This window comes from Streptococcus sp. HMSC071H03 (assembly GCF_001813035.1).
Classification (GTDB): Bacteria; Bacillota; Bacilli; order Lactobacillales; family Streptococcaceae; genus Streptococcus; species Streptococcus anginosus.
Genome location: NZ_KV811162.1, coordinates 76,050 through 98,378, shown reverse-complemented (window position 1 = coordinate 98,378; position 22,329 = coordinate 76,050). Strand labels below are relative to the sequence as shown.

The following is a 22,329-nucleotide window of genomic DNA, read 5'->3' as shown; positions in this document are numbered from 1 at the left end:
TTGAGCGTGAAGCAGGAAGTAGCACAGAAGCAGCTGCCTTCAAAGATGGGCATTTGGTGAAAAATCCTGCAAGGATCGATCCGACCAATCCAGCCTTTACGAAAGTTAGAAAATCTTTAGCAGCAGAGTTTGAATTTAAAGGTGAACGGATTGTCGTGATTGCCAATCATTTGAAATCCAAACTCGGTGATGATGCAGTATATGGTTCTAAACAACCAGCAGTACAAAATACATTGGCACAACGGATTGAGCAAGGGAAGTTGTTGAATGCTTTTGTAAAAGAAGGTTTGAAGCAAAATCCAAATTTGAAGTTTGTCTTAACTGGTGACTTTAATGACTTTGAATTTTCAGAAACTGCCAAAGCAGTGGCTGGTAATGAATTAGTCAATATGATGCTGAATCACGACGCAGCAGACCGCTATTCTTATTTTTACCGTGGCAGCAATCAAAGTTTAGACAATATCTTTGTTTCAAAAAATATTGCTGATAAAACAGTGTTCTCACCAGTTCACATTAATGCTTCTTTCATGGAAGAACACGGTCGGGCATCAGACCATGATCCCGTCATTGCACAGCTTGACTTTAGTCAGAAAAAAGATGACACGACGCCGACTCAACCAACTGAGCCAAAACCTTCTGGTGACAGCACAACTTCACCAAATAGAGATGATAAACCAACTAAAAAGAGAATTTTACCATCTACAGGAACAACAGGTGCTGAAGTAGCTGTTGTAGGGCTTGTCATCCTAAGTGCAACCCTCCTTTGGCGAAAGAAAGTGACGGATTAAAAGGAATAGATGAACGAGAGAGTTTTAAGATTCTCTCGTTTTTTTGAAAAATATTGAAAATGAAACTGAAAAACAGATTATTTTCTAAAAAATAGACAAATTGTCCCTCTATCTAGAAAAGAAGTGTTATAATAGTATTATAAAACGTTTTCAAGAGGATAAGACGATGGAAAAAGAAGTCATTGATTATGGAAAAGTAACAGGTATGGTCCATTCAACTGAAAGTTTTGGAGCTGTTGATGGGCCTGGTATCCGTTTCATTGTCTTTTTACAGGGTTGTAAAATGCGTTGCCAATATTGCCACAATCCAGATACATGGGCAATGGAAACCAATAATTCAAGAGAGCGAACGGTTGAAGACGTTTTGCAAGAAGCGCTTCGTTATCGTGGCTTTTGGGGTAAAAAAGGTGGGATTACAGTAAGTGGTGGTGAAGCTCTTTTGCAGATTAATTTTGTGACTGCACTTTTTACCAAAGCTAAAGAATTGGGAATTCATTGCACTTTAGATACTTGTGCGATGCCGTTCCGCAATACACCAGAGTATCTCAAAGTTTTTGATCGCCTGCTTGAAGTGACAGATTTAGTGTTGCTGGATATTAAAGAAATCAATGATGCCCAGCATAAATTTGTGACAGGGCACACCAATAAGAATATTTTGGAATGTGCAAAATATCTGTCTGATAAAGGTGTTCCAATGTGGATTCGCCATGTTTTGGTTCCAACGTTGACAGACCGTGATGACGACTTAAAAGAATTAGGTGAGTTTGTCAAAACGTTAAAAACAGTTGATAAATTTGAAGTGCTACCTTATCATACAATGGGAGAATTTAAATGGCGTGAATTAGGAATTCCTTATCCATTAGAAGGTATTAAACCACCAACTGCTGACCGAATAAAAAATGCCAAAGAACTCATGAAAACCGAATCCTATACAGAGTATATGAATCGCGTGCACAATAGTTGATACAAAAAAGTGAGAGGTTGATGAGCACTCAAGGAGTTAGCTAGAAAAGCTGACAATTGGGTGCTTTTCTATCACTCTCTTTGTGAAAATCTTAAAATTGTGCTAAAATAGGATGTATAAAAAGTTTATGAGGTACTATCATGTCTAAAATTTTAGTTTTCGGTCATCAAAATCCAGATTCAGATGCGATTGGTTCAGCTGTAGCCTTTGCTTACCTTGCACGTGAGGCTTATGGATTGGATACAGAAGCGGTTGCTTTGGGAGAACCAAATGAAGAAACAGCGTTTGTCTTGGATACTTTTGGTGTAAAAGCACCGCGTGTGGTGACATCTGCAAAGGCAGAGGGAGTTGAGCAAGTTATTTTAACAGACCACAATGAATTTCAACAATCTATTTCTGACATTGCAGAGGTAGAAGTGTATGGCGTTGTGGATCACCATCGTGTGGCAAATTTTGAAACAGCTAGTCCACTTTATATGCGTTTGGAGCCTGTCGGTTCAGCTTCTTCTATCGTTTATCGCATGTTTAAAGAATCTGGCGTAGCTGTACCAAAAGAACTCGCAGGACTAATGCTCTCAGGTTTGATTTCGGATACTCTTCTTTTGAAATCACCTACTACACATCCAAGTGATAAAGTCATTGCTCCAGAATTAGCTGAATTGGCTGGTGTGAATTTGGAAGAATACGGTTTGGCTATGCTTAAAGCTGGAACGAACTTAGCAAGTAAATCTGCCGAAGAATTGATTGATATTGATGCTAAAACATTTGAATTAAACGGAAATCAAGTTCGTGTGGCACAGGTCAACACAGTTGATATTGCAGAAGTCTTGGAACGCCAAGCTGAACTGGAAGCAGCTATTGAAAAAACAAACGCAGCCAATGGTTATTCTGACTTTGTTTTAATGATTACTGACATTGTCAATTCAAACTCGGAAATCCTGGCAATCGGTCGCAATATGGACAAGGTAGAAGCAGCTTTCAATTTTGTTCTTGAAAATAACCACTCTTTCCTTGCTGGCGCTGTTTCTCGTAAGAAACAAGTCGTTCCGCAATTAACAGAAAGTTTTAATGCTTAAGAATAGAATAAAAAGGGAGTTTCGGCTCCTTTTTTGATACAATAGTTCTATGAAAATTCAAGATTTACAAAATGGGGATTTGCTTTTTGTGTCCAGCCAATCTGATATAGCAGAAGCTATTCAGCGATCAACTGGGCGGTATAACCATGTGGCAATCTTTTTGACGGCTGGATGTACCATGCGACAAGTGAACAGGGTGTCATGAAGCAGCCGATAGAGGTATTTTTACAGGACGATGAATGCTATGATGTCTATGTTTTCCCTGATATAGATGTGAAAGCTGTCTGGAAAAGAGCAGAACAACACCTTTACAAGCCTTATAACAATAGCTTTTATCCAAATACGACAGGTTTTTACTGTTCTGAATATATTGCGGAAGTCCTCCCCATTTTTGAAACCATTGCTATGCAGTTCGGTGATGAAGATGAGGAAGTTGCTCCTTTTTGGCAGCAGTATTACAAGGAATTGGGGCTAGCTGTTCCTCTTCATCAGCCGGGAACCAATCCTAGCCAATTGGCTCAATCCGAAAAATTAGTTTACAAAGGAAGATTAGATGATTAAAGTAATCAATCCCAGTCGTTTGACACATCAGCCCTTTTTTCATGAATTGATAAATTACTTAGATCAACATGACGATGTTACTTTGCGAGAGATAAAGCGTGAGTTTGCAAATTTTCCCAATATTGATCGCTCTATAGAGGATTATATCAAGGCAGGCTATGTGCTTCGGGAAAATAAACGCTATCATCAAAGCGTTCCTCTGTTGGAAAATGTGACGGCTTTGTCTTTGGATCAGGAAGTCTTTGTGCGAGATGACAGTCCTCTTTATCAAGAATTGCTGAATATGCGTTTTGAGACGCATTTAACCAATCAAACAAACCAAGCTATTTTAGTAGAAAAAACGGATTTTCTCAGAGAGCAGTTGACGCTTTCCAATTATTTTTATAGGTTGAAACAACAATATCCATTGATCAATCAGCAACAAAAACTCTATGATTTGGTAGGAGATGTAAATCCTGAGTATGCTCTAAAATATATGACGACCTTCCTCTTAAAATATGGTCGCAAAACTGAGCTGATGCAGAAACGGCGTGATATTTTTGTAGATGCTCTAGTGATTTTAGGTTATATTGCGCCTAACGAAGCAGGGAAATATGAATTAAAATTGGATTTTGATAAGGAAACATTGACCTTTCGTGTAAAGGAAGCATTAGATAAATTATAGAATAATAAAATTTTAAGATTTTTTTGATAAATTTATAGGTATAAGAGTTAAATTTAGCAAGATTTGGTAATCACTAAATCGTTTCGTTGCATGAAAGGAAGGTATCGTGAATCTTTTAGAAAAAATTCGTCCGTCTCAGCCGTTGAAGTATTTGAAATGGTTTGATATTGTCATTGTGACAGCTCTGCTATTTGGACAATTTATCTATCGCTCAACGGAACTTTATCTTGCGAGCTTGTCACCGTCCACTACGGCAGCAGTAACAGGTACAGCTAGTAAAACAGCAAGTGACGGAGCAGCTTATGTTAGCAACCTAGAATGGCAGCTCCTTATGTTAGCTTTGACGATAGCTTACTTAATACTTCGCCGTTTTGATTTTAAGCAGTTGCCGATTCGTCTATCGTGGTCGGTACTCTTTTGGGTTCCCTTTATCTTTGCGGTGATGGGGATTTTGGCAGACACGGTGACAACCCTTAGCGGAGAATATAATTATTTTAATCCGCAATTATGGAAATACATTGATCTGTTAGAAATTTTCCGTAAATTTACTGATTTGACACCGATGCTGATTCTCTATGCTTTGCTCAACGGCTTTTACGAAGAATTTTTCTTCTTGGGGCTATTGACCTCAGTAAAAGACAAATATAAGTGGTGGGTTCTTCTTTATTCGACAATTATTCGTGTCTCTTTCCATACCTATCAGGGGATGCTCTGGGCGCTGACGATTGGTGTTGGTTTTGGACTTCTCTATTATTTCCTTTACAAATACAAGGTTAAAAATCTCTTGCCTTTCTTCCTCGTACATGCTCTTGCGGATATGTATGGATCAAGTCTAATGTATGTTTTGATTAGTTGGAGAAAATAAAATCATAAAGCAAGATTTTGATTTCTAAAGAATTGTGCATTTCTATTTGTTAGTATAAATTTGTAATTTTTCTTCAATAATTAAAGGTCGAAAACGTTTGTCTCGACCTTTATTAGTTTCTATAAATATTTTTCTGCAATCGCATAATCACCTGGATAGTTAGCTTTTTTACCATTTATAATTTGGTAGCAATCAGCGCCTTTGCCTGCTAGAATGACAGCATCGCCTTTTTTACTAGTTAAGCCAAGGGCTTTTTTAATAGCTTCTTCGCGGTCAGTAATCATATCAACATCAAAGGATATGTAAGAAGCAATTTCTTTGGCAATGGCAATTGGATCCTCGTAATTTGGATCATCTGCGGTTAAAATCACCATTAATTCTGGATGTTGATTGATTAGTAGACCAAAATCTTTGCGGCGACTTTCGCCCTTATTTCCAGTTGCACCGAGCACCAAAACAATCCTACCTTTTTGATGCTCTTGCACAACCGATAGGAGATTGGCGAGACTGACACCATTGTGTGCGTAATCCACAAACACTTTGGCACCATTTTGTTGGGTCAGCACTTCCATACGTCCAGGGACACGCGTAGCAGCAATGCCTTTTTTTATATCAGAAATAGTGGCACCTAAGCGTAGACAGGCAAGGCTAGCAGCAAGTGCATTTTCTTGGTTAAAACGTCCGATTAGCTGAATGTCAAATTTTTCTGTGAGGATTCCGCTTGTTTCAAAAGAAAAGGCTTGCGAATGATGAATTTGATTGTCTGAATGCTGTCCGTAGAAATCATGCTCCATGGAAGCAACTTGCTCAGCCAAAACTTCAAAATGGTCCATTTCGCTATTAACGACAACAGCTCGGCTATTTTCCATGAGGAGTCGCTTATGATAAAAATAATCTTCAAATGTCGGATGTTCAATTGGTCCGATATGATCAGGGCTGATATTAAGGAAAACACCAACGTCAAAGGTCAAACCATAAACCCGCTTTTTCAGATAAGCCTGACTGGAAACTTCCATGATGAGATGAGTCCGTCCATTTTCAACAGCTGTCGCCATCATTTTGAACAAATCCAAGCTTTCCGGTGTTGTCAAAGCAGATTTGAAGAAATGTTCTCCATCAAGCGTCGTGTTCATGGTAGACAAGAGAGCTGGCTTATGACTTTGTTGGAGGATATGATAGGCAAAATAAGCAGACGTTGTCTTTCCCTTAGTTCCTGTAAATGCGAGCAGTTTGAGTTTATCTTGTGGATTTCCATAAAATTCCATGGCAAGAAGGCTCATGGCTTGCTTTACGTCGTTGACTAGAATCACCGGAATAGTTACTTCAAAATCCGTCTCACTGACATAGAACTGTAAGCCTGATTCAACAGCTTTTTCCAAAAATTCTTTTTTAAAATTGTCACCTTTGACAAAGAAAAGAGTGGAAGCATCCACTTCACGGCTGTCGTAGCTGATATTATCAAATGTGAAATCAGTAGCTCTATAAAGGAAATGTCCCTTGTCGATAATCTCGCGGAAATTGTAATCGTTTTTTAAAATGTTTAATGCGTTTTCAATTGTTATCATATTTCTATTGTAAACTTAATGGCGAAGTTTTACAAGCGGAAAGGAAAAGTTTATAATAAGATGAGACTATTTTTAGAGGTTATGTATGGACCAACAAACAACAAATCAACAAAAGCAAATGCTTCTAGGGACAGCTTGGCTGACAGCTAGTAACTTTATCAGCCGTTTTTTAGGGGCAATTTATATCATTCCTTGGTATATCTGGATGGGAAAGCATGGTGCAGAGGCCAATGGTTTGTTTACCATGGGATACAATATTTATGCTTGGTTTCTTCTGATTTCCACGGCAGGTGTACCTGTCGCAGTCGCCAAGCAAGTTGCTAAATACAATACAATTGAGCAAAAAGATCATAGTTTTACTCTCATTCGTGAATTTTTGAAATTCATGCTCTTGTTGGGAGTCATTTTTGCAGTGATCATGTATCTCTTATCACCGTTCTTTGCGCGTGTGTCAGGAGTTGGGAAAGAGCTGATTCCAGTTATGCAGAGTCTGTCGTGGGCTGTGCTAGTATTTCCAGCCATGAGTGTTATTCGTGGATTTTTCCAAGGTTTTAACAATTTGAAACCGTATGCCATGAGCCAGATTGCCGAGCAGGTCATTCGTGTGATTTGGATGCTGCTTGCAACATTTTTCATTATGAAATTGGGCTCTAAAGATTATGTTGCTGCAGTGACCCAATCTACTTTTGCAGCCTTTGTCGGTATGTTTGCCAGTATGGCGGTTTTGGTTTATTTTCTTTGGAAAACCAATCTCTTGACATCTATCTTACACAAACCGGCTAATAGTGCTGAAATCAACAGCCGTGCTTTGCTGGTGGATACGATTCGTGAAGCCATTCCTTTTATCATCACGGGTTCTGCTATTCAGCTTTTCCAAATCATTGACCAGATGACATTTATCAATACGATGAAATGGTTCACCAATTATAGCAATTCTCAGCTGGTGGTTATGTTCAGTTATTTCTCTGCTAATCCAAATAAGATTACCATGATTTTGATTGCAGTAGCAACTTCGATCGGCGGTGTGGGGATTCCTTTGCTGACAGAAAACTATGTCAAAGGTGATTTAAAGGCGGCTGCGCGCTTGATTCAAGATAATTTGAGTATGTTACTGCTGTTTCTTTTACCAGCAACGATTGGTTCCGTCTTAGTAGCCCGTCCTTTGTATACGATTTTCTACGGACAACCAGATAGTTTAGCTTTGGGGCTCTTCATTTTTGCTATGTTACAGACGCTTATTCTTGGTGTCTATACTGTCTTGTCGCCAATGATTCAGGCGCTTTTTCAAAATCGTAAAGCAATTATCTATTTTGGTTACGGAGTTCTTGTTAAGCTCATTTTGCAAATTCCATTTATTTATCTGTTTAGGGCCTATGGACCGCTTCTGGCAACGACAATTGGACTCATCGTTCCAATCATTCTGATGTACCAACACATTCGTCAAGTAACTGGGCTCAATCAAACCATTCTCTTCAAACGGAGTTTGTTGATTGGAATTTTAACGGCAGTTATGGCTCTTTTGATTGCCATTGTGGAAGTCGTACTTGGCTTTGTCTTTCATCCAAGTGGACGCATTTCGAGTATGCTTTATTTGGTTATCATTGGTGGCTTGGGCATGGCTATTTATGGAGCAATGGCTTTGCGAGTCCGTTTGTTAGACCGCTTTATTGGTGAGAAAGCTCAAACCTTACGTCAAAAATTTCATATTCATTAAAAGGCCGAAAGGCTTTTTAATATTGTAGAAAAATTATAAAAATTAAGCTATAATGAAAATAGCTATTCTTGCAATCAAGTTCTATAATTTTTTGAATAGTCAGTATAGTTTAAAATTATATCTAGCTCTTGAAAAGAACAAAACACAGTATTTTCGTAAGATGTTACAATAGAATCACTTAGAATAATAAAGGTTGATTGATTCTATTTCGATCTTATGGAGGTTATTTATTATGGATAAAAAGTTACAATTAGACACGATTTTAGCTCATGCTGGTATTAAAACAGATGAAGCAACAGGTGCCTTGACAACACCTTTGCATTTTTCAACGACCTATCAGCATCCAGAATTTGGAAAATCCACTGGATATGACTATACGCGCACGAAAAACCCAACGCGAAGCAGCTTGGAAAAGACGTTAGCAGCCATTGAGCATGCGGATTATGCATTAGCTACGAGCTCAGGAATGAGCGCCATTGTTTTGGCTTTTAGTGTTTTTCCAGTTGGAAGCAAGGTTCTAGCAGTTCGTGACCTTTATGGCGGTTCTTTTCGCTGGTTTCATCAAGTGGAGCAAGAAGGGCGCTTTCACTTTACATATGCAAATACGGAAGAAGAATTACTTGCGGCTTTAACAGAGGATATAGATGTGGTGTATCTAGAAACCCCGACGAATCCGTTAATGCTTGAGTTTGATATTGCGGCTATTGCAGAAAAAGCTCATGCAAAAGGTGCAAAGGTTATTGTAGATAACACATTTTATACTCCAATCTATCAACGTCCTTTGGAAAATGGAGCGGATCTTGTGCTACATTCAGCAACTAAGTACTTAGGAGGACATAATGATGTTCTGGCTGGTGCTCTTATGACGAGTGACAAAGAGCTTTATAAGAATCTATTCTACAATCTCAATACGACAGGAGCTGTCTTATCTCCATTTGATAGTTATCTCTTGCTTCGAGGTTTGAAAACTTTGTCTCTACGTATGGAGCGTTCAACAAAAAATGCACAAGCTGTAGCAGCTTTTTTGAAAGATTCGCCAGCAGTAAAAGAGGTTCTCTATCCGGGAAAGGGTGGCATGATTTCCTTTAAAGTAAAGGATGAAGCAGTTATTCCACATTTGCTAAATACGCTAAAAGTCTTTACCTTTGCAGAAAGCTTGGGGGGAGTAGAAAGCTTGATTACTTATCCTGCGACACAAACACATGCAGATATTCCAGCTGACGTGCGGAAATCCTACGGTTTAACAGATGACTTATTGCGTTTATCCATTGGAATCGAAGACAGCCAAGACTTAATCACAGATTTAAAATTTGCTTTGGAGGTATAATATGAGCAAATACAATTTTCAAACAGCACCGAATCGCTTATCTCACCACACTTATAAGTGGAAAGAGACAGAGACAGACCCTCAATTACTGCCGGCGTGGATTGCAGATATGGACTTTGAGGTCATGCCGGAAGTAAAAAATGCGATTCATGACTATGCAGAGCAGTTGGTTTATGGCTATACTTATGCGAGTGATGAGCTACTCCAAGCGGTGTTGGATTGGGAAAAGAGCGAACATCGGTATTCGTTTGATAAGGAAGATATCGTTTTTGTAGAAGGTGTTGTGCCAGCTATTTCTCTTGCGATTCAAGCCTTTACCAAAGAGGGAGACGCTGTTTTAATCAATTCTCCTGTTTATCCACCTTTTGCTCGTAGCGTTCGCTTAAACAATCGAAAATTAGTATCTAATTCTCTCAAAGAAGAAAACGGTTTGTTTCAAATTGACTTTGAGCAATTGGAAAAAGAGATTGTCGAAAATAATGTGAAATTGTATCTTCTTTGCAGTCCGCACAATCCCGGAGGACGTGTTTGGGAAAGAGAGGTTTTGGAAAGAATCGGTCATCTTTGTCAAGAACACCAGGTTATCTTGGCATCAGATGAGATTCATCAAGATTTGACCTTGTTTGGTCATGAGCATGTTTCCTTTAATACCATTTCACCTGATTTTAAAGAATTTGCCATCATACTGTCTAGTGCTACCAAGACCTTTAATATTGCAGGCACTAAAAATTCCTATGCTGTTATTGAAAATCCTGCATTGCGTGCACGGTTTAAACGTCAGCAGCTTGCCAATAACCACCATGAAGTGTCAAGTTTAGGGTACATTGCGACAGAAACGGCCTATCGTTATGGCAAGCCTTGGTTAGTGGCACTAAAAGCTGTTTTAGAAGAAAATATTCAATTTGCGGTGGATTATTTTGCCAAAGAAGCTCCGCGTTTAAAAGTAATGAAACCACAAGGGACCTATCTGATATGGCTTGATTTCAGTGCCTATGGTTTGACAGATGATGAACTTTTTGCTTTGTTGCATGACCAAGCCAAAGTCATTCTCAATCGAGGAAGTGATTATGGAAAAGAGGGGGAGTTGCATGCAAGATTAAATATTGCAACACCAAAACCCTTAGTAGAAGAGATTTGCAAGAGAATCGTGCATTGTTTGCCACAATAAGAATGAAAAGAAATTTCCAGAAACAGCCATTTGGGGTTGACAATCATTCTTAAGTGGAGTATAGTTAGTATGAAAAATCGGTAGGTGAGGCTACCATAGGGATACGGATGACTACCGCAAAGTAGTGGAGACACTACGCGTTGGTTAGCAGTTGAGATCGCTAAGGTTTCGACTAATGTCATTTCATCGCCCTACGGAGTTAAAGCTTGAACGGTAACACAAGACATACAGTCCTGCCATGTTTTTTCATGGTAGGATTTTATTGTTTTGAACTGATTTTTTAAAAGGAAAACCGCAAGGGAAAGGAGTGAGGAATATGCCAAATGATGATCACCCGAGTCAACAGAAAACCAGTCGATTGCCATATCTGAGCATTCCTCATGCTCCCTTTGGAATCGACTCTAGCAAATGAAGGAATCTGAGATCAATAGAAATATTGCAGCTCAGATAGTCTTAGATAGAGGAGAAAATCAGTGAAAACAGCAAAAGAAAGATTAACAGATGCTCTTCGTATGTCTGTAGGGGACACGATGACCTTTTTCAACACTTCCAGAGCAGGACTGACAGAAGAGCAAGTTGAAGAAAATCGCGACTTATATGGCGAAAATGAATTGACAAAAGGGCAAGAAGATTCAATTTTTAAAAAGATTTATGAGTCCATTATCAATCCCTTTACCGTTATTCTCTTACTCATTGCATTGGTGTCTTTGGTGACCAATGTTTGGCTGGCAAAGCCAGGGCAAGAAGACCCGACGACATTTATCATCATCGTTGTCCTTGTCTTGTTGTCTGGTAGTATTCGCTTTGTGCAAGAATTGCGGAGCGACAAAGCAGCCAGCAATCTTTCACGTATGATTGTCAATACAGTGACAGTCGTCCGTGAGGGAAAAGAGCAAGAAATTCCGATTACAGAATTAGTAGTAGGAGACATTATCCGCTTGAGTGCAGGAGATATGCTACCAGCAGATGTGCTAATCTTAGATTCGCGCGACTTCTTTGTGCAACAGTCAGGTTTGACAGGTGAAAGTGATGCTGTTGAAAAAATGGCGCTGGATAAATGTGAGACAAAAGAAACAGATAGCTTGCTTGAGTCTGAAGCACTTGCCTTTATGGGAACCAATGTAATCTCTGGTCGTGCCATTGCTCTTGTTCTGGTCGTTGGAGACGATACCAAGATGGGTGCTATTGAGCAAACGCTCAATACGTATGACGAACCAACTTCATTTGAGCGGGAAATGAACAGTATTTCGTGGCTGCTCATTCGTCTCATGCTGGTACTTGTGCCCGTTGTCTTTTTCATCAATGGTCTGACAGACGGAGATTGGTTGGAGGCTGGTGTATTTGCACTTAGTGTCGGTGTTGGTTTGACACCAGAAATGCTGCCTATGGTCATCACTGCAAGCTTGGCTAAGGGTTCTATTCTTATGGCAAAAGAAAAAGTTGTCATCAAGAAACTCAATGCCATTCAAGATTTGGGAGCGATTGATATCCTTTGCACGGATAAAACAGGTACATTGACGCAAGATGAGATTGTCTTGGAATATCCGCTGGATATTCATGGAGAGCTTGATTTAGCCGTTCTTCGCAGGGCTTATCTTAATTCGTATTACCAAACAGGGCTAAAAAACCTAATGGATCGTGCTATTATCAATCGGACAGAAAAAGAAGCTGAAAAGCATGAAATCGTTCGGAACTTGGACCAAACTTTTAAGAAAATTGATGAATTGCCTTTTGATTTTGAACGCCGCCGCATGAGTGTGCTGGTTCGAGATGATGAAAATGTCGTTAGCATGGTAACAAAAGGTGCTTTGGAAGAAATGTTAGCCATTTCAAATTATGTCGAAGACAAAGGGGAAATCCTTCCTTTGACGGAAGAAATTCGTCAAGAAATTTTAGCAGAAGTTGCACAGTTAAATGAACAAGGACTGCGTGTGCTGGGCGTCAGCTATCGCTCAGACTTAGATGCTGACTATGAATACACAGTAGAAGATGAGTCTGATATGATTTTGACGGGTTATCTTGCTTTCCTTGACCCGCCAAAACCTTCTGCAGCGCCTGCTATCAAGGCTTTAACAGAATATGGTGTTGCCACCAAAATTTTGACAGGGGACAATGAAAAAGTCACAGAAGCGGTCTGTGAGAAAGTTGGTTTAGATGCAGAACATATCCTACTTGGCTCTGTGATTGAAACGATGTCAGATGACGAATTGAGTAAGGTGGTTGAAACCACAACTGTTTTTGCAAAATTATCTCCTGACCAAAAAGCGCGTATCATTTTGCAGCTGAAAGCAAATGGGCATAAGGTTGGCTATATGGGAGACGGCATCAATGATGCACCTTCTATGAAAGTAGCTGATGTAGGGATTTCAGTTGATACAGCTGTCGATATTGCTAAAGAAACAGCTGATGTTATCCTGTTAGATAAGGACTTGTTGGTGCTTGAAAAAGGCTTGGTGGAAGGTCGCAAAGTCTATGCTAATATGACCAAATATATCAAGATGACAGTCAGTTCCAACTTCGGGAATATCTTTTCCTTGTTGATTTCAAGTATTTTCCTACCATTTTTGCCTATGGCACCGATTCATTTGATTGTGTTGAATTTGGTCTATGATATTTCTTGTATCGCTTTGCCGTTTGACAATGTCGACTGTGAATTTTTACAAAAACCGCGCATTTGGAGTGCAAAATCCATTACTCGTTTCATGGCTTGGATTGGTCCAATCAGTTCTATTTTTGACTGTATGACCTTCTTGATTTTGTTCTTTATCGTTGCACCGATGATGACAGGTTCTGTTTATCATCATGGGATGTCTAGCGAATTCATCACCATTTTCCAAACAGGTTGGTTTATTGAGTCCATGTGGACGCAAACCATGGTTATCTATATGCTGCGCTCACCTAAACTGCCATTTATTCAAAGCAGACCGGCTTTGTCTGTAGTTATGACAACGCTAGCAGCCGTGTTCTTTGTAACCTTATTGCCCTACGGTCCTTTTTCAGCACTTTTAAAAGTGGCTCCATTAAACGGTACTTATTTCTTATTCTTAATCCTTGTCATGATTTTATATATGGCAAGTGTTACGTTTGTGAAGCATCTTTATATTAAGAAATACCATGAATGGTTGTAAGCAATTGACAATCTTTGAAAAGGCTTGTTTGTCACGAGCCTTTTTATGTTTTTTTGATATAATAAGAAGAATAAATTGAAAGAAGGAAAACCAATCATGGAAAAATTTCAAGTGATCGCACATCCGCTCATTCAGCATAAATTGTCTATCTTACGTCGTACGGATACCTCTACTAAGGCTTTTCGTGAGTTAGTAAATGAAATTGCTATGCTGATGGGCTATGAAGTTTTACGTGACTTACCATTAGAAGATGTGGAAATTGAAACGCCGATTACAAAGACGGTTCAAAAACAATTGGCTGGTAAAAAATTAGCCATTGTTCCAATCTTACGTGCAGGTATCGGTATGGTGGATGGTCTTTTGAGCCTTGTGCCAGCTGCTAAAGTTGGACATATTGGTATGTATCGCGACGAAGAAACCCTAAAACCAGTTGAGTACCTCGTGAAGTTACCAGAAGACATTAGCCAACGTCAAATCTTTGTGGTGGATCCAATGCTGGCGACAGGTGGATCTGCCATTTTAGCCATTGATTCATTGAAAAAGCGCGGAGCGCACAATATTAAATTTGTCTGCCTTGTTTCAGCGCCAGAAGGTGTGAAAGCTTTACAAGAAGCTCACCCAGACGTAGAAATCTTTACAGCGGCCCTTGATGATCACTTGAATGAAAACGGCTATATCGTTCCAGGATTGGGAGATGCAGGAGATCGTCTTTTCGGTACAAAATAATGAGTTTTATGTTTGACCTTTTTTGACCAAAAGACTATAATAGTCTCATATTTGAAAAATCTCACTAAAAATTGTTAGTCAGATTAAATATCAGATGAAAAGGAGAATACAATGATTCCTGTAGTTATTGAACAAACAAGTCGTGGGGAACGTTCCTACGATATTTACTCACGCTTATTAAAAGATCGCATTATTATGCTGACAGGTCCTGTTGAGGACAATATGGCTAATTCTATTATTGCGCAATTGCTTTTCCTTGATGCACAAGATAATACTAAAGATATTTATCTTTACATCAATACGCCAGGAGGTTCTGTATCGGCGGGTCTAGCGATTGTCGATACCATGAACTTCATCAAATCAGATGTTCAAACAATTGTCATGGGGATGGCTGCTTCCATGGGAACTATTATTGCTTCAAGCGGTGCTAAAGGCAAACGCTTCATGTTGCCGAATGCAGAATACTTGATTCACCAACCAATGGGTGGAACTGGTAGCGGTACGCAACAAACCGATATGGCGATTGCAGCTGAGCATTTGCTGAAAACTCGGAATAACTTGGAGAAAATCCTTGCGGATAATTCAGGGAAAACCATTAAGCAAGTACATAAAGACGCAGAACGCGATTATTGGATGAGCGCTCAAGAAACCTTGGATTATGGTTTCATTGATGAAATTATGGCAAATAATAATTTAAACTAGTCATTTGTTTATTACTGTATGAAAAATGTCCTCTGATGGGCATTTTTTTGATATACTTATAAATGATAAAAATAAATTAGAAAGAAAATTCATGTTTAAAAAAGAAGAACGCACAGGGATAATTGTGTATTTATATTATAATCGAGATGTGAAAAAAATAGAAGCTATTGGGGACATTGTCTATCATTCTAAAAAGCATCGTTACCTCCAGCTGTATGTAGATACTGTGCAAGTAGATCGTATTGTTGAGAAACTATCTAAAGAAAAATATGTCAAACAAGTACGAGTCTGCCATATTCAAGAATTAGACACAGACTTTGTTGGAAGTCTGTTTAGAGATAAAGAAAACGTAAACATATAAAAAAATCTCATTTACCACTTGACAATTGTCAGATAATTCGGTATATTCTTAACATATCATTTCGGAACGAGGAGATAAGAATATGAAGAAAAAATTTGCTCTATCATTTGTTGCTCTTGCAAGCGTTGCCCTTCTTGCCGCTTGTGGGGAAGTAAAGTCAGGTGGTTCCAATGCAACTGGTACAAAAGTTGCTGACAAGACCATTAAAATTGGATTCAACTTTGAAGAAACTGGTGCAACAGCAGCATACGGGACAGCTGAACAAAAAGGTGCCCAACTGGCTGTTGATGAAATCAACAAAGCCGGTGGTATTGACGGCAAGAAACTTGAAGTTGTTGACAAGGATAATAAATCTGAAACAGCAGAAGCAGCTTCTGTCACGACTAACTTGGTAACCCAATCAAAAGTAAATGCAGTCGTAGGACCTGCAACTTCTGGTGCAACAGCAGCGGCAGTTCCCAATGCGACAAAAGCAGGTGTCCCTTTGATTTCTCCTAGTGCGACACAAGACGGTTTGACGAAAAATCAAGAATACTTATTCATCGGAACTTTCCAAGACAGTTTCCAAGGGAAAATCATTTCTAAATATGTTACAGAAAAGTTAAAAGCGAAAAAAGTTGTACTTTATACAGATAACTCAAGTGACTATGCTAAAGGTGTTGCAAAAGCTTTCCGTAATGCCTACAAAGGTGAGATTGTTGCAGATGAAAAGTTTGTCGCTGGTGATACTGATTTCCAAGCAGCTCTTACCAAAATGAAAGGCAAAGATTTTGATGCCATTATCGTACCTGGATATTATACAGAAGCTGGTAAAATTGTAAACCAAGCGCGTGGTATGGGCATTGATAAGCCAATCGTTGGTGGTGACGGCTTTAATGGCGAAGAATTTGTCCAACAAGCAACACCAGCTAAAGCTTCAAATATCTACTATATCTCAGGCTTCTCTTCAACAGTTGATGTCTCAGATAAAGCAAAGAAATTCCTTGAAGCTTACAAAGCTAAATACAACAATGAAGAACCTTCAACATTTGCAGCACTAGCATACGATTCAGTTTATCTTGTTGCTAATGCTGCCAAGGGTGCGAAAACATCTGTTGACATCAAAGACAATCTTGCTAAGACAAAGAATTTTGAAGGTGTAACAGGTGATACCAGCTTTGATAAGAATCATAACACTGTTAAAACAGCCTTTATGATGGCCATGAACAATGGGAAGGTCACAGCAGCTGAAACGGTTAAGCCATAATCATTTGCAGGATTGCTTAAAATATATTTTATAGTGTATAAAAGAGTAACTATTTATGGTAAGCATCGTAGATAGTTACTTCTCTTTATACGGGTTAAAAGAAAAGAGGCGGGACAAAAGTCTTAGTCTTAAAAATATGTTTCATTAAGGTTTGTAAGACATAGTGATTGATTGTTAGATATGTTTTAAGCTGTTGAAAAGTAATCAACTGTGAAGTAAGAGCTACAAGGCTTGACGGTCTCTTTTGCTCAAACTTAGAATAGATGAGTGAGAAAAATCATTTTTTTGAAATGATGACTTGACTCGCTCTTTTTTCACGATAGATAAGAAAATGTGAACAATCACATAGTTCTTTCTTCTATACTATAATTAGAAAGTGTGGTGGCCATGCTCCAACAACTTGTTAATGGTCTAATTTTAGGGAGTGTCTATGCTTTGCTCGCTCTCGGCTATACCATGGTTTATGGAATTATCAAACTCATCAACTTCGCTCATGGAGACATTTATATGATGGGCGCTTTTATGGGCTATTTCCTGATTAACTCTCTTCATCTTAATTTTTTCCTTGCCTTGATTTTGGCGATGGTTGGGACAGCAGCTTTAGGCGTGCTGGTCGAGTTTTTGGCTTATCGTCCATTGAGAAATTCAACTCGGATTGCAGCTTTGATTACTGCGATTGGTGTTTCATTTTTCTTGGAATATGTGATGGTCTATTTTGTGGGGGCCAATACTCGTTCGTTCCCACAAGTGATTGAAACGGTTCGTTATAATTTTGGTCCGATTAGTCTCACAAATATCCAATTGATGATTTTGGTCATTTCCTTAATCTTGATGGTGTTATTGCAAGTCATTGTTCAAAAGACCAAAATGGGAAAAGCGATGCGGGCAGTTTCGGTCGATAGCGATGCGGCGCAACTAATGGGAATTAATGTCAATCGTACGATTAGTTTCACTTTTGCTTTGGGTTCGGCTTTGGCAGGAGCGGCAGGTGTGCTCATTGCGCTTTATTATAATTCCCTTGAACCATTGATGGGAATGACTCCAGGGCTGAAATCGTTTGTTGCTGCAGTTCTTGGTGGGATTGGCATTATCCCTGGAGCAGCATTGGGAGGTTTTGTCATTGGTTTGTTAGAAACCTTTGCAACAGCTTTTGGTATGTCAGATTTCCGTGATGCGATTGTGTATGGTATTTTAATCTTAATCTTGCTTGTTCGTCCTGCAGGTATTCTTGGTAAGAATGTGAAAGAGAAGGTATAGGCTATGAAAAAGAATGTAAAAGTAAATATTTTATGGTTTGTGCTCCTTCTTGCAGGGTATGGTTTGATTGCCTTACTTGTCAGCGCTGGAGTTTTGAATGATTTTTATCTACAAATCTTACAACAAATTGGCATTAACATTATTTTAGCAGTAGGTTTGAATTTGATTGTCGGTTTCTCAGGTCAATTTTCTCTGGGACATGCAGGTTTCATGGCAATTGGTGCTTATGCGGCTGCAATTATTGGTTCGAGATCTGCCACCTATCCTGCCTTTTTTACGGCTATGGTGTTAGGGGCGTTGATTGCAGGGGCAGTGGCTTTGATTGTTGGGATTCCTACTCTTCGCTTGAAAGGCGATTATTTAGCGATTGCAACGCTTGGGGTCTCTGAAATCATTCGCATTTTAATCATTAACGGTGGTGATTTGACCAATGGAGCTGCGGGTATCTTGGGTATTCCTGCCTTTACCAATTGGCAAATGGTATATTTCTTTGTAGTTATTACAACTATTTTGACCATCAATTTTTTGCGGAGCCCAATTGGACGAGCAACCTTATCAGTTCGTGAAGATGAAATTGCAGCAGGGTCTGTAGGAGTCAACACTACTAAAATTAAAGTGGTTGCGTTTGTCTTCGGAGCTATAACAGCTAGTATTGCAGGCTCACTTCAGGCGGGATTTATCGGCTCTGTTGTGCCGAAAGATTATACCTTCATCAATAGTATCAATGTCTTGATTATCGTGGTCTTTGGTGGTCTTGGTTCTATGACGGGAACCGTTGTTGCAGCGATTGTCTTGGGAATTTTAAACATGGTACTTCAAAACGTAGCAAGTATTCGGATGATTATCTATTCTCTTGCTTTAATTTTGGTGATGATTTTTCGTCCAGGAGGACTTCTTGGTACATGGGAATTAAGCCTCTCACGCTTCTTTAAAAAAGATAAGGAGGTCAACTAATGGCGCTTCTTGATGTAAAAAATCTAACAAAAAATTTCGGCGGGCTGACTGCTGTTGGCGATGTGACCTTGGAGCTGAATGAGGGCGAATTAGTCGGTCTCATTGGTCCAAACGGTGCTGGAAAAACAACTTTGTTTAACTTACTGACGGGTGTTTATGAGCCAAGTGAAGGAAGCGTAACCTTGGATGGGCATTTGCTCAATGGCAAGGCTCCTTATAAGATTGCTTCCTTAGGACTCAGTCGGACATTCCAAAATATTCGCTTGTTTAAAGATTTGACAGTCCTAGAGAATGTCTTGATTTCTTTTGGAAATCACCACAAAGCACATGTTTTTGCTAGCTTCTTTCGTTTGCCAGCTTTTTATAAAAGTGAAGCAGCATTGCGTGAGAAAGCATTGGAATTACTAAAAATCTTTGACCTAGACGGTGAAGCAGAAACGCTTGCTAAGAATTTAGCTTATGGACAACAACGTCGTTTGGAAATTGTGCGTGCTCTAGCAACAGAACCCAAAATTCTCTTTCTTGATGAGCCTGCTGCGGGAATGAATCCACAGGAAACAGCAGAATTGACAGAGTTAATTCGTCGCATAAAAAATGAATTCCAAATCACAATCATGCTGATTGAGCATGACATGAGTTTAGTCATGGAAGTGACGGAACGAATTTATGTATTGGAGTATGGTCGTTTGATCGCACACGGAACTCCTGACGAGATCAAAAATGATAAGCGTGTTATCGAAGCCTATCTAGGAGGTGAAGCCTAATGTCTATGCTAAAAGTTGAAAATCTTTCCGTCCATTATGGCATGATTCAGGCTGTCCGAGATGTCAGCTTTGAAGTCAACGAGGGCGAAGTTGTTTCTCTCATCGGTGCCAATGGTGCCGGAAAAACCACGATTCTTCGGACCATTTCAGGACTGGTTCGTCCAAGTGCAGGAAAAATTGAGTTTCTAGGAAATGAAATTCAAAAAGTTCCTGCTCAGAAAATTGTAGCAGCAGGGCTTTCTCAGGTACCCGAAGGACGCCATGTTTTCCCAGGCCTGACTGTTTTGGAAAACCTAGAAATGGGTGCTTTCTTAAAAACAAATCGCGATGAAAATCAAGCAAATCTAAAAAAAGTCTTCTCACGCTTTCCGCGTTTAGAAGAACGTAAAAATCAAGATGCTGCAACTCTTTCTGGAGGTGAGCAGCAGATGCTTGCTATGGGACGAGCTCTTATGTCTACTCCAAAACTTCTGCTTTTAGATGAGCCTTCAATGGGACTGGCTCCTCTCTTCATTCAAGAAATTTTTGATATTATTCAAGATATTCAAAAACAAGGCACAACTGTTCTATTGATTGAGCAAAATGCCAATAAAGCCCTCTCAATTGCCGACCGTGGCTACGTTTTAGAAACAGGAAACATCGTGTTGTCTGGCACAGGAAAAGAATTGCTCGCTTCCGATGAAGTCCGCAAGGCTTATCTTGGTGGGTGAAAAAGGAGAAAGAAGTGGTTTTCTACTTCTTTTTTATTCACTAATAGTATTCTTGAAAACATAAGCAAGTACCTTGAAAGCGTTTGAAATAAACTAGAAAATACAGTATAATAGAACTGAAAAATCAGAGATAAAGGAGATTTCCATGGCAGTTAAAGATTTTATGACGCGAAAAGTGGTGTATATTAGCCCAGACACGACAGTAGCGCATGCGGCGGATATTATGCGTGAGCAGGGATTGCACCGGCTTCCTGTTATTGAAAATGACCAATTGGTTGGTCTGGTGACTGAAGGAACGATTGCCGAAGCAAGCCCTTCAAAAGCAACGAGCTTATCCATTTACGAGATGAATTATTTGCTAAACAAGACAAAGATTAAAGACGTCATGATTCGTGATGTGGTGACGGTGTCACAATTTGCTAGTTTGGAAGATGCTACTTACTTGATGTTGAAAAATAAAATTGGCATTTTGCCAGTGGTGGACAATCAGCAAGTATACGGCGTCATTACAGATCGTGATGTTTTCAGAGCCTTTCTTGAAATTGCTGGCTATGGTGAAGAAGGCATTCGCGTGCGTTTCATTACAGAAGATGAAGTCGGCGTGTTGGAGAAGATTGTGCATTTGATTGTCGAAGAAAATCTCAATATCTCTAACGCTGTTAATATTCCACGCAAAGATGGCAAAGTTATCATTGAAGTTCAAATTGATGGTAATGTGGATTTGCCGGCTTTAAAAGCGAAATTTGAAGACAAAGGCATTCAGGTAGAAGACATTACCCGTACTTCAGCAAAAGCATTATAAGACAACAAAAAACGCATGAGAGCAGTTCATTTAACTGTGTTCATGCGTTTTTTTATAATGGGAGCAAGATTATTTCTGAATCGGTTGCTTATTGACATCTAAGGTAAAGCCTTCACCAAGGATTTCATGGGCATCTGTAATGGTAATAAAGGCATGTGGATCGACGCTATGAATAACTTTTTTCATGGATTGCATTTCGTTTCGTCCAACGACGCAGTAAATGAGTTTCAAATCATTCTCGCTGTAGTAGCCTTGCCCATTGATGAAAGTAATTCCACGACCGAGATCTTCATCAATTTTCTTTGCCAATTCTTCTGGACGGCTAGTAATAACCATGAAGCCCTTGCCGGCATAACCGCCTTCACCAATCAAGTCAATCACTCGTGAAGCGATAAAGACAAAAATCAAGGTATAAATCACTAGGCGAACATCTTTAAAAACAAGTATAACGAAAATAAGGACGCAGAAGTCTACAGTAAACATCAATTTTCCCATGGAGATATTCGTATACTTGTTAGCGATTCGAGCAATAATATCGGTACCACCAGTCGTACCACCGGCATTGAAAACAATTCCTAGTCCAACGCCAGCAATAATCCCTGTCAGAAGCGTCACAATCACGAGGTCGCCTTCAAGGTTAATCACGAAAGGAATTTTTTCAAATATCGCCAGCCAAGCAGAAACGGCAAAAGTCCCTAAAATACTAGAGTACAAAAGCCGCGTTCCAAAAATTCTCCAAGCAATAATGAAAAGAGGAATGTTGATGATGAGATTCATCAGTGAAACAGGAATCTTAAAAAGATAGTATGTAATGAGTGTCACACCAGTTGCGCCTCCCTCATACAAATGATTCGGAATAATCAGATAATTGATTGCAAAAGCAAAAATTCCAGCTCCTAGAATAATCGTTAGATAGTTTTTAAACTTAGACATGATAACCTCCTAATAATTTCTGTACATTCTATTGTATCAAATCTTGAAAACTTA

At 39.3% G+C, this 22,329-nt stretch carries 20 protein-coding genes, 1 pseudogene and 1 riboswitch; of the genes and pseudogenes, 19 read left to right on the top strand and 2 right to left on the bottom strand.

Annotated features, from left to right (window positions below; genetic code table 11):
• The 6 genes and pseudogenes from HMPREF2887_RS05490 to HMPREF2887_RS05465 all read left to right on the top strand — a co-directional run.
• Window positions 1-788, top strand: a 788-nt coding sequence (locus HMPREF2887_RS05490) for an endonuclease/exonuclease/phosphatase family protein (protein ID WP_148131502.1), incomplete at its 5' end; no start/stop codon positions are given.
• Between the two features lie 166 nt (window positions 789-954).
• Window positions 955-1,752 carry a pyruvate formate-lyase-activating protein gene (gene pflA / locus HMPREF2887_RS05485; RefSeq protein ID WP_021001391.1) on the top strand — a complete coding sequence of 266 codons (798 nt, stop codon included), beginning with the start codon at window positions 955-957 and terminating at the stop codon, window positions 1,750-1,752.
• Between the two features lie 140 nt (window positions 1,753-1,892).
• Window positions 1,893-2,828 (top strand): manganese-dependent inorganic pyrophosphatase, encoded by a 936-nt coding sequence (locus HMPREF2887_RS05480; RefSeq protein WP_021001392.1) that lies wholly within the window; start codon window positions 1,893-1,895, stop codon window positions 2,826-2,828.
• 49 nt (window positions 2,829-2,877) lie between these two features.
• Window positions 2,878-3,389 (top strand): annotated as a pseudogene (locus HMPREF2887_RS05475) (YiiX/YebB-like N1pC/P60 family cysteine hydrolase).
• On the top strand, window positions 3,382-4,053 hold the full coding sequence (locus HMPREF2887_RS05470) for a DUF1803 domain-containing protein (RefSeq protein ID WP_003025659.1): 672 nt from the start codon (window positions 3,382-3,384) through the stop codon (window positions 4,051-4,053). Before HMPREF2887_RS05475 ends, HMPREF2887_RS05470 begins: the two are co-directional and overlap by 8 nt.
• Before the next feature lie 106 nt (window positions 4,054-4,159).
• Window positions 4,160-4,918 (top strand): CPBP family intramembrane glutamic endopeptidase, encoded by a 759-nt coding sequence (locus HMPREF2887_RS05465; protein ID WP_003025656.1) that lies wholly within the window; start codon window positions 4,160-4,162, stop codon window positions 4,916-4,918.
• Between the two features lie 119 nt (window positions 4,919-5,037).
• Here HMPREF2887_RS05465 and HMPREF2887_RS05460 read toward each other — a convergent pair whose 3' ends face one another.
• Window positions 5,038-6,483 (bottom strand): UDP-N-acetylmuramoyl-L-alanyl-D-glutamate--L-lysine ligase, encoded by a 1,446-nt coding sequence (locus HMPREF2887_RS05460; RefSeq protein WP_021001394.1) that lies wholly within the window; start codon window positions 6,481-6,483, stop codon window positions 5,038-5,040.
• An 85-nt stretch (window positions 6,484-6,568) separates the two neighbouring features.
• Between HMPREF2887_RS05460 and HMPREF2887_RS05455 the strand changes: the two genes are divergently transcribed.
• The 13 genes from HMPREF2887_RS05455 (at window position 6,569) to HMPREF2887_RS05395 (ending at window position 21,342) form a co-directional block, all read left to right on the top strand.
• On the top strand, window positions 6,569-8,197 hold the full coding sequence (locus tag HMPREF2887_RS05455) for a putative polysaccharide biosynthesis protein (protein WP_021001395.1): 1,629 nt from the start codon (window positions 6,569-6,571) through the stop codon (window positions 8,195-8,197).
• A gap of 232 nt (window positions 8,198-8,429) precedes the next feature.
• Window positions 8,430-9,524, top strand: coding sequence for a cystathionine gamma-synthase (locus tag HMPREF2887_RS05450; protein WP_021001396.1), 1,095 nt, complete (start codon window positions 8,430-8,432; stop codon window positions 9,522-9,524).
• A gap of 1 nt (window position 9,525) precedes the next feature.
• On the top strand, window positions 9,526-10,692 hold the full coding sequence (locus HMPREF2887_RS05445; RefSeq protein WP_021001397.1) for a MalY/PatB family protein: 1,167 nt from the start codon (window positions 9,526-9,528) through the stop codon (window positions 10,690-10,692).
• A gap of 69 nt (window positions 10,693-10,761) precedes the next feature.
• A riboswitch (M-box (ykoK) riboswitch) is annotated at window positions 10,762-10,914 on the top strand.
• A gap of 251 nt (window positions 10,915-11,165) precedes the next feature.
• Complete coding sequence (gene mgtA, locus HMPREF2887_RS05440; RefSeq protein ID WP_003025641.1) at window positions 11,166-13,820, top strand: magnesium-translocating P-type ATPase; 2,655 nt, start codon at window positions 11,166-11,168, stop codon at window positions 13,818-13,820.
• Window positions 13,821-13,916: 96 nt separating this feature from the next.
• A complete protein-coding gene (gene upp / locus HMPREF2887_RS05435; protein ID WP_003025639.1) occupies window positions 13,917-14,546 on the top strand; it encodes a uracil phosphoribosyltransferase in 630 nt (209 codons plus the stop codon).
• A gap of 87 nt (window positions 14,547-14,633) precedes the next feature.
• Window positions 14,634-15,248: an ATP-dependent Clp protease proteolytic subunit gene (locus HMPREF2887_RS05430; protein ID WP_223349572.1), complete on the top strand. Its 615-nt coding sequence runs from the start codon at window positions 14,634-14,636 to the stop codon at window positions 15,246-15,248.
• Between the two features lie 91 nt (window positions 15,249-15,339).
• A complete protein-coding gene (locus HMPREF2887_RS05425; RefSeq protein ID WP_003025630.1) occupies window positions 15,340-15,609 on the top strand; it encodes a DUF2129 domain-containing protein in 270 nt (89 codons plus the stop codon).
• Window positions 15,610-15,691: 82 nt separating this feature from the next.
• Window positions 15,692-16,855, top strand: coding sequence for an ABC transporter substrate-binding protein (locus tag HMPREF2887_RS05420; protein WP_003025628.1), 1,164 nt, complete (start codon window positions 15,692-15,694; stop codon window positions 16,853-16,855).
• Between the two features lie 387 nt (window positions 16,856-17,242).
• Window positions 17,243-18,112, top strand: a complete 870-nt coding sequence (locus HMPREF2887_RS05415; protein ID WP_024052038.1) for a branched-chain amino acid ABC transporter permease — start codon at window positions 17,243-17,245, stop codon at window positions 18,110-18,112.
• Window positions 18,113-18,115: 3 nt separating this feature from the next.
• Window positions 18,116-19,066 (top strand): branched-chain amino acid ABC transporter permease, encoded by a 951-nt coding sequence (locus tag HMPREF2887_RS05410; RefSeq protein ID WP_021001401.1) that lies wholly within the window; start codon window positions 18,116-18,118, stop codon window positions 19,064-19,066.
• Window positions 19,066-19,830: an ABC transporter ATP-binding protein gene (locus HMPREF2887_RS05405; protein ID WP_021001402.1), complete on the top strand. Its 765-nt coding sequence runs from the start codon at window positions 19,066-19,068 to the stop codon at window positions 19,828-19,830. Before HMPREF2887_RS05410 ends, HMPREF2887_RS05405 begins: the two co-directional genes overlap by 1 nt.
• Window positions 19,830-20,540 carry an ABC transporter ATP-binding protein gene (locus tag HMPREF2887_RS05400; protein WP_003032369.1) on the top strand — a complete coding sequence of 237 codons (711 nt, stop codon included), beginning with the start codon at window positions 19,830-19,832 and terminating at the stop codon, window positions 20,538-20,540. Before HMPREF2887_RS05405 ends, HMPREF2887_RS05400 begins: the two co-directional genes overlap by 1 nt.
• A gap of 145 nt (window positions 20,541-20,685) precedes the next feature.
• The gene (locus HMPREF2887_RS05395) at window positions 20,686-21,342 is read left to right on the top strand and encodes a CBS domain-containing protein (RefSeq protein ID WP_003025613.1); all 657 of its coding nucleotides are present in this window, start codon (window positions 20,686-20,688) and stop codon (window positions 21,340-21,342) included.
• 69 nt (window positions 21,343-21,411) lie between these two features.
• On the opposite strand, the gene HMPREF2887_RS05390 is transcribed toward HMPREF2887_RS05395, so the two are convergent.
• Entirely contained in the window at window positions 21,412-22,275 is an 864-nt protein-coding gene (locus HMPREF2887_RS05390) for a YitT family protein (protein ID WP_003025610.1), read from the bottom strand.
• Window positions 22,276-22,329 lie beyond the last annotated feature (54 nt).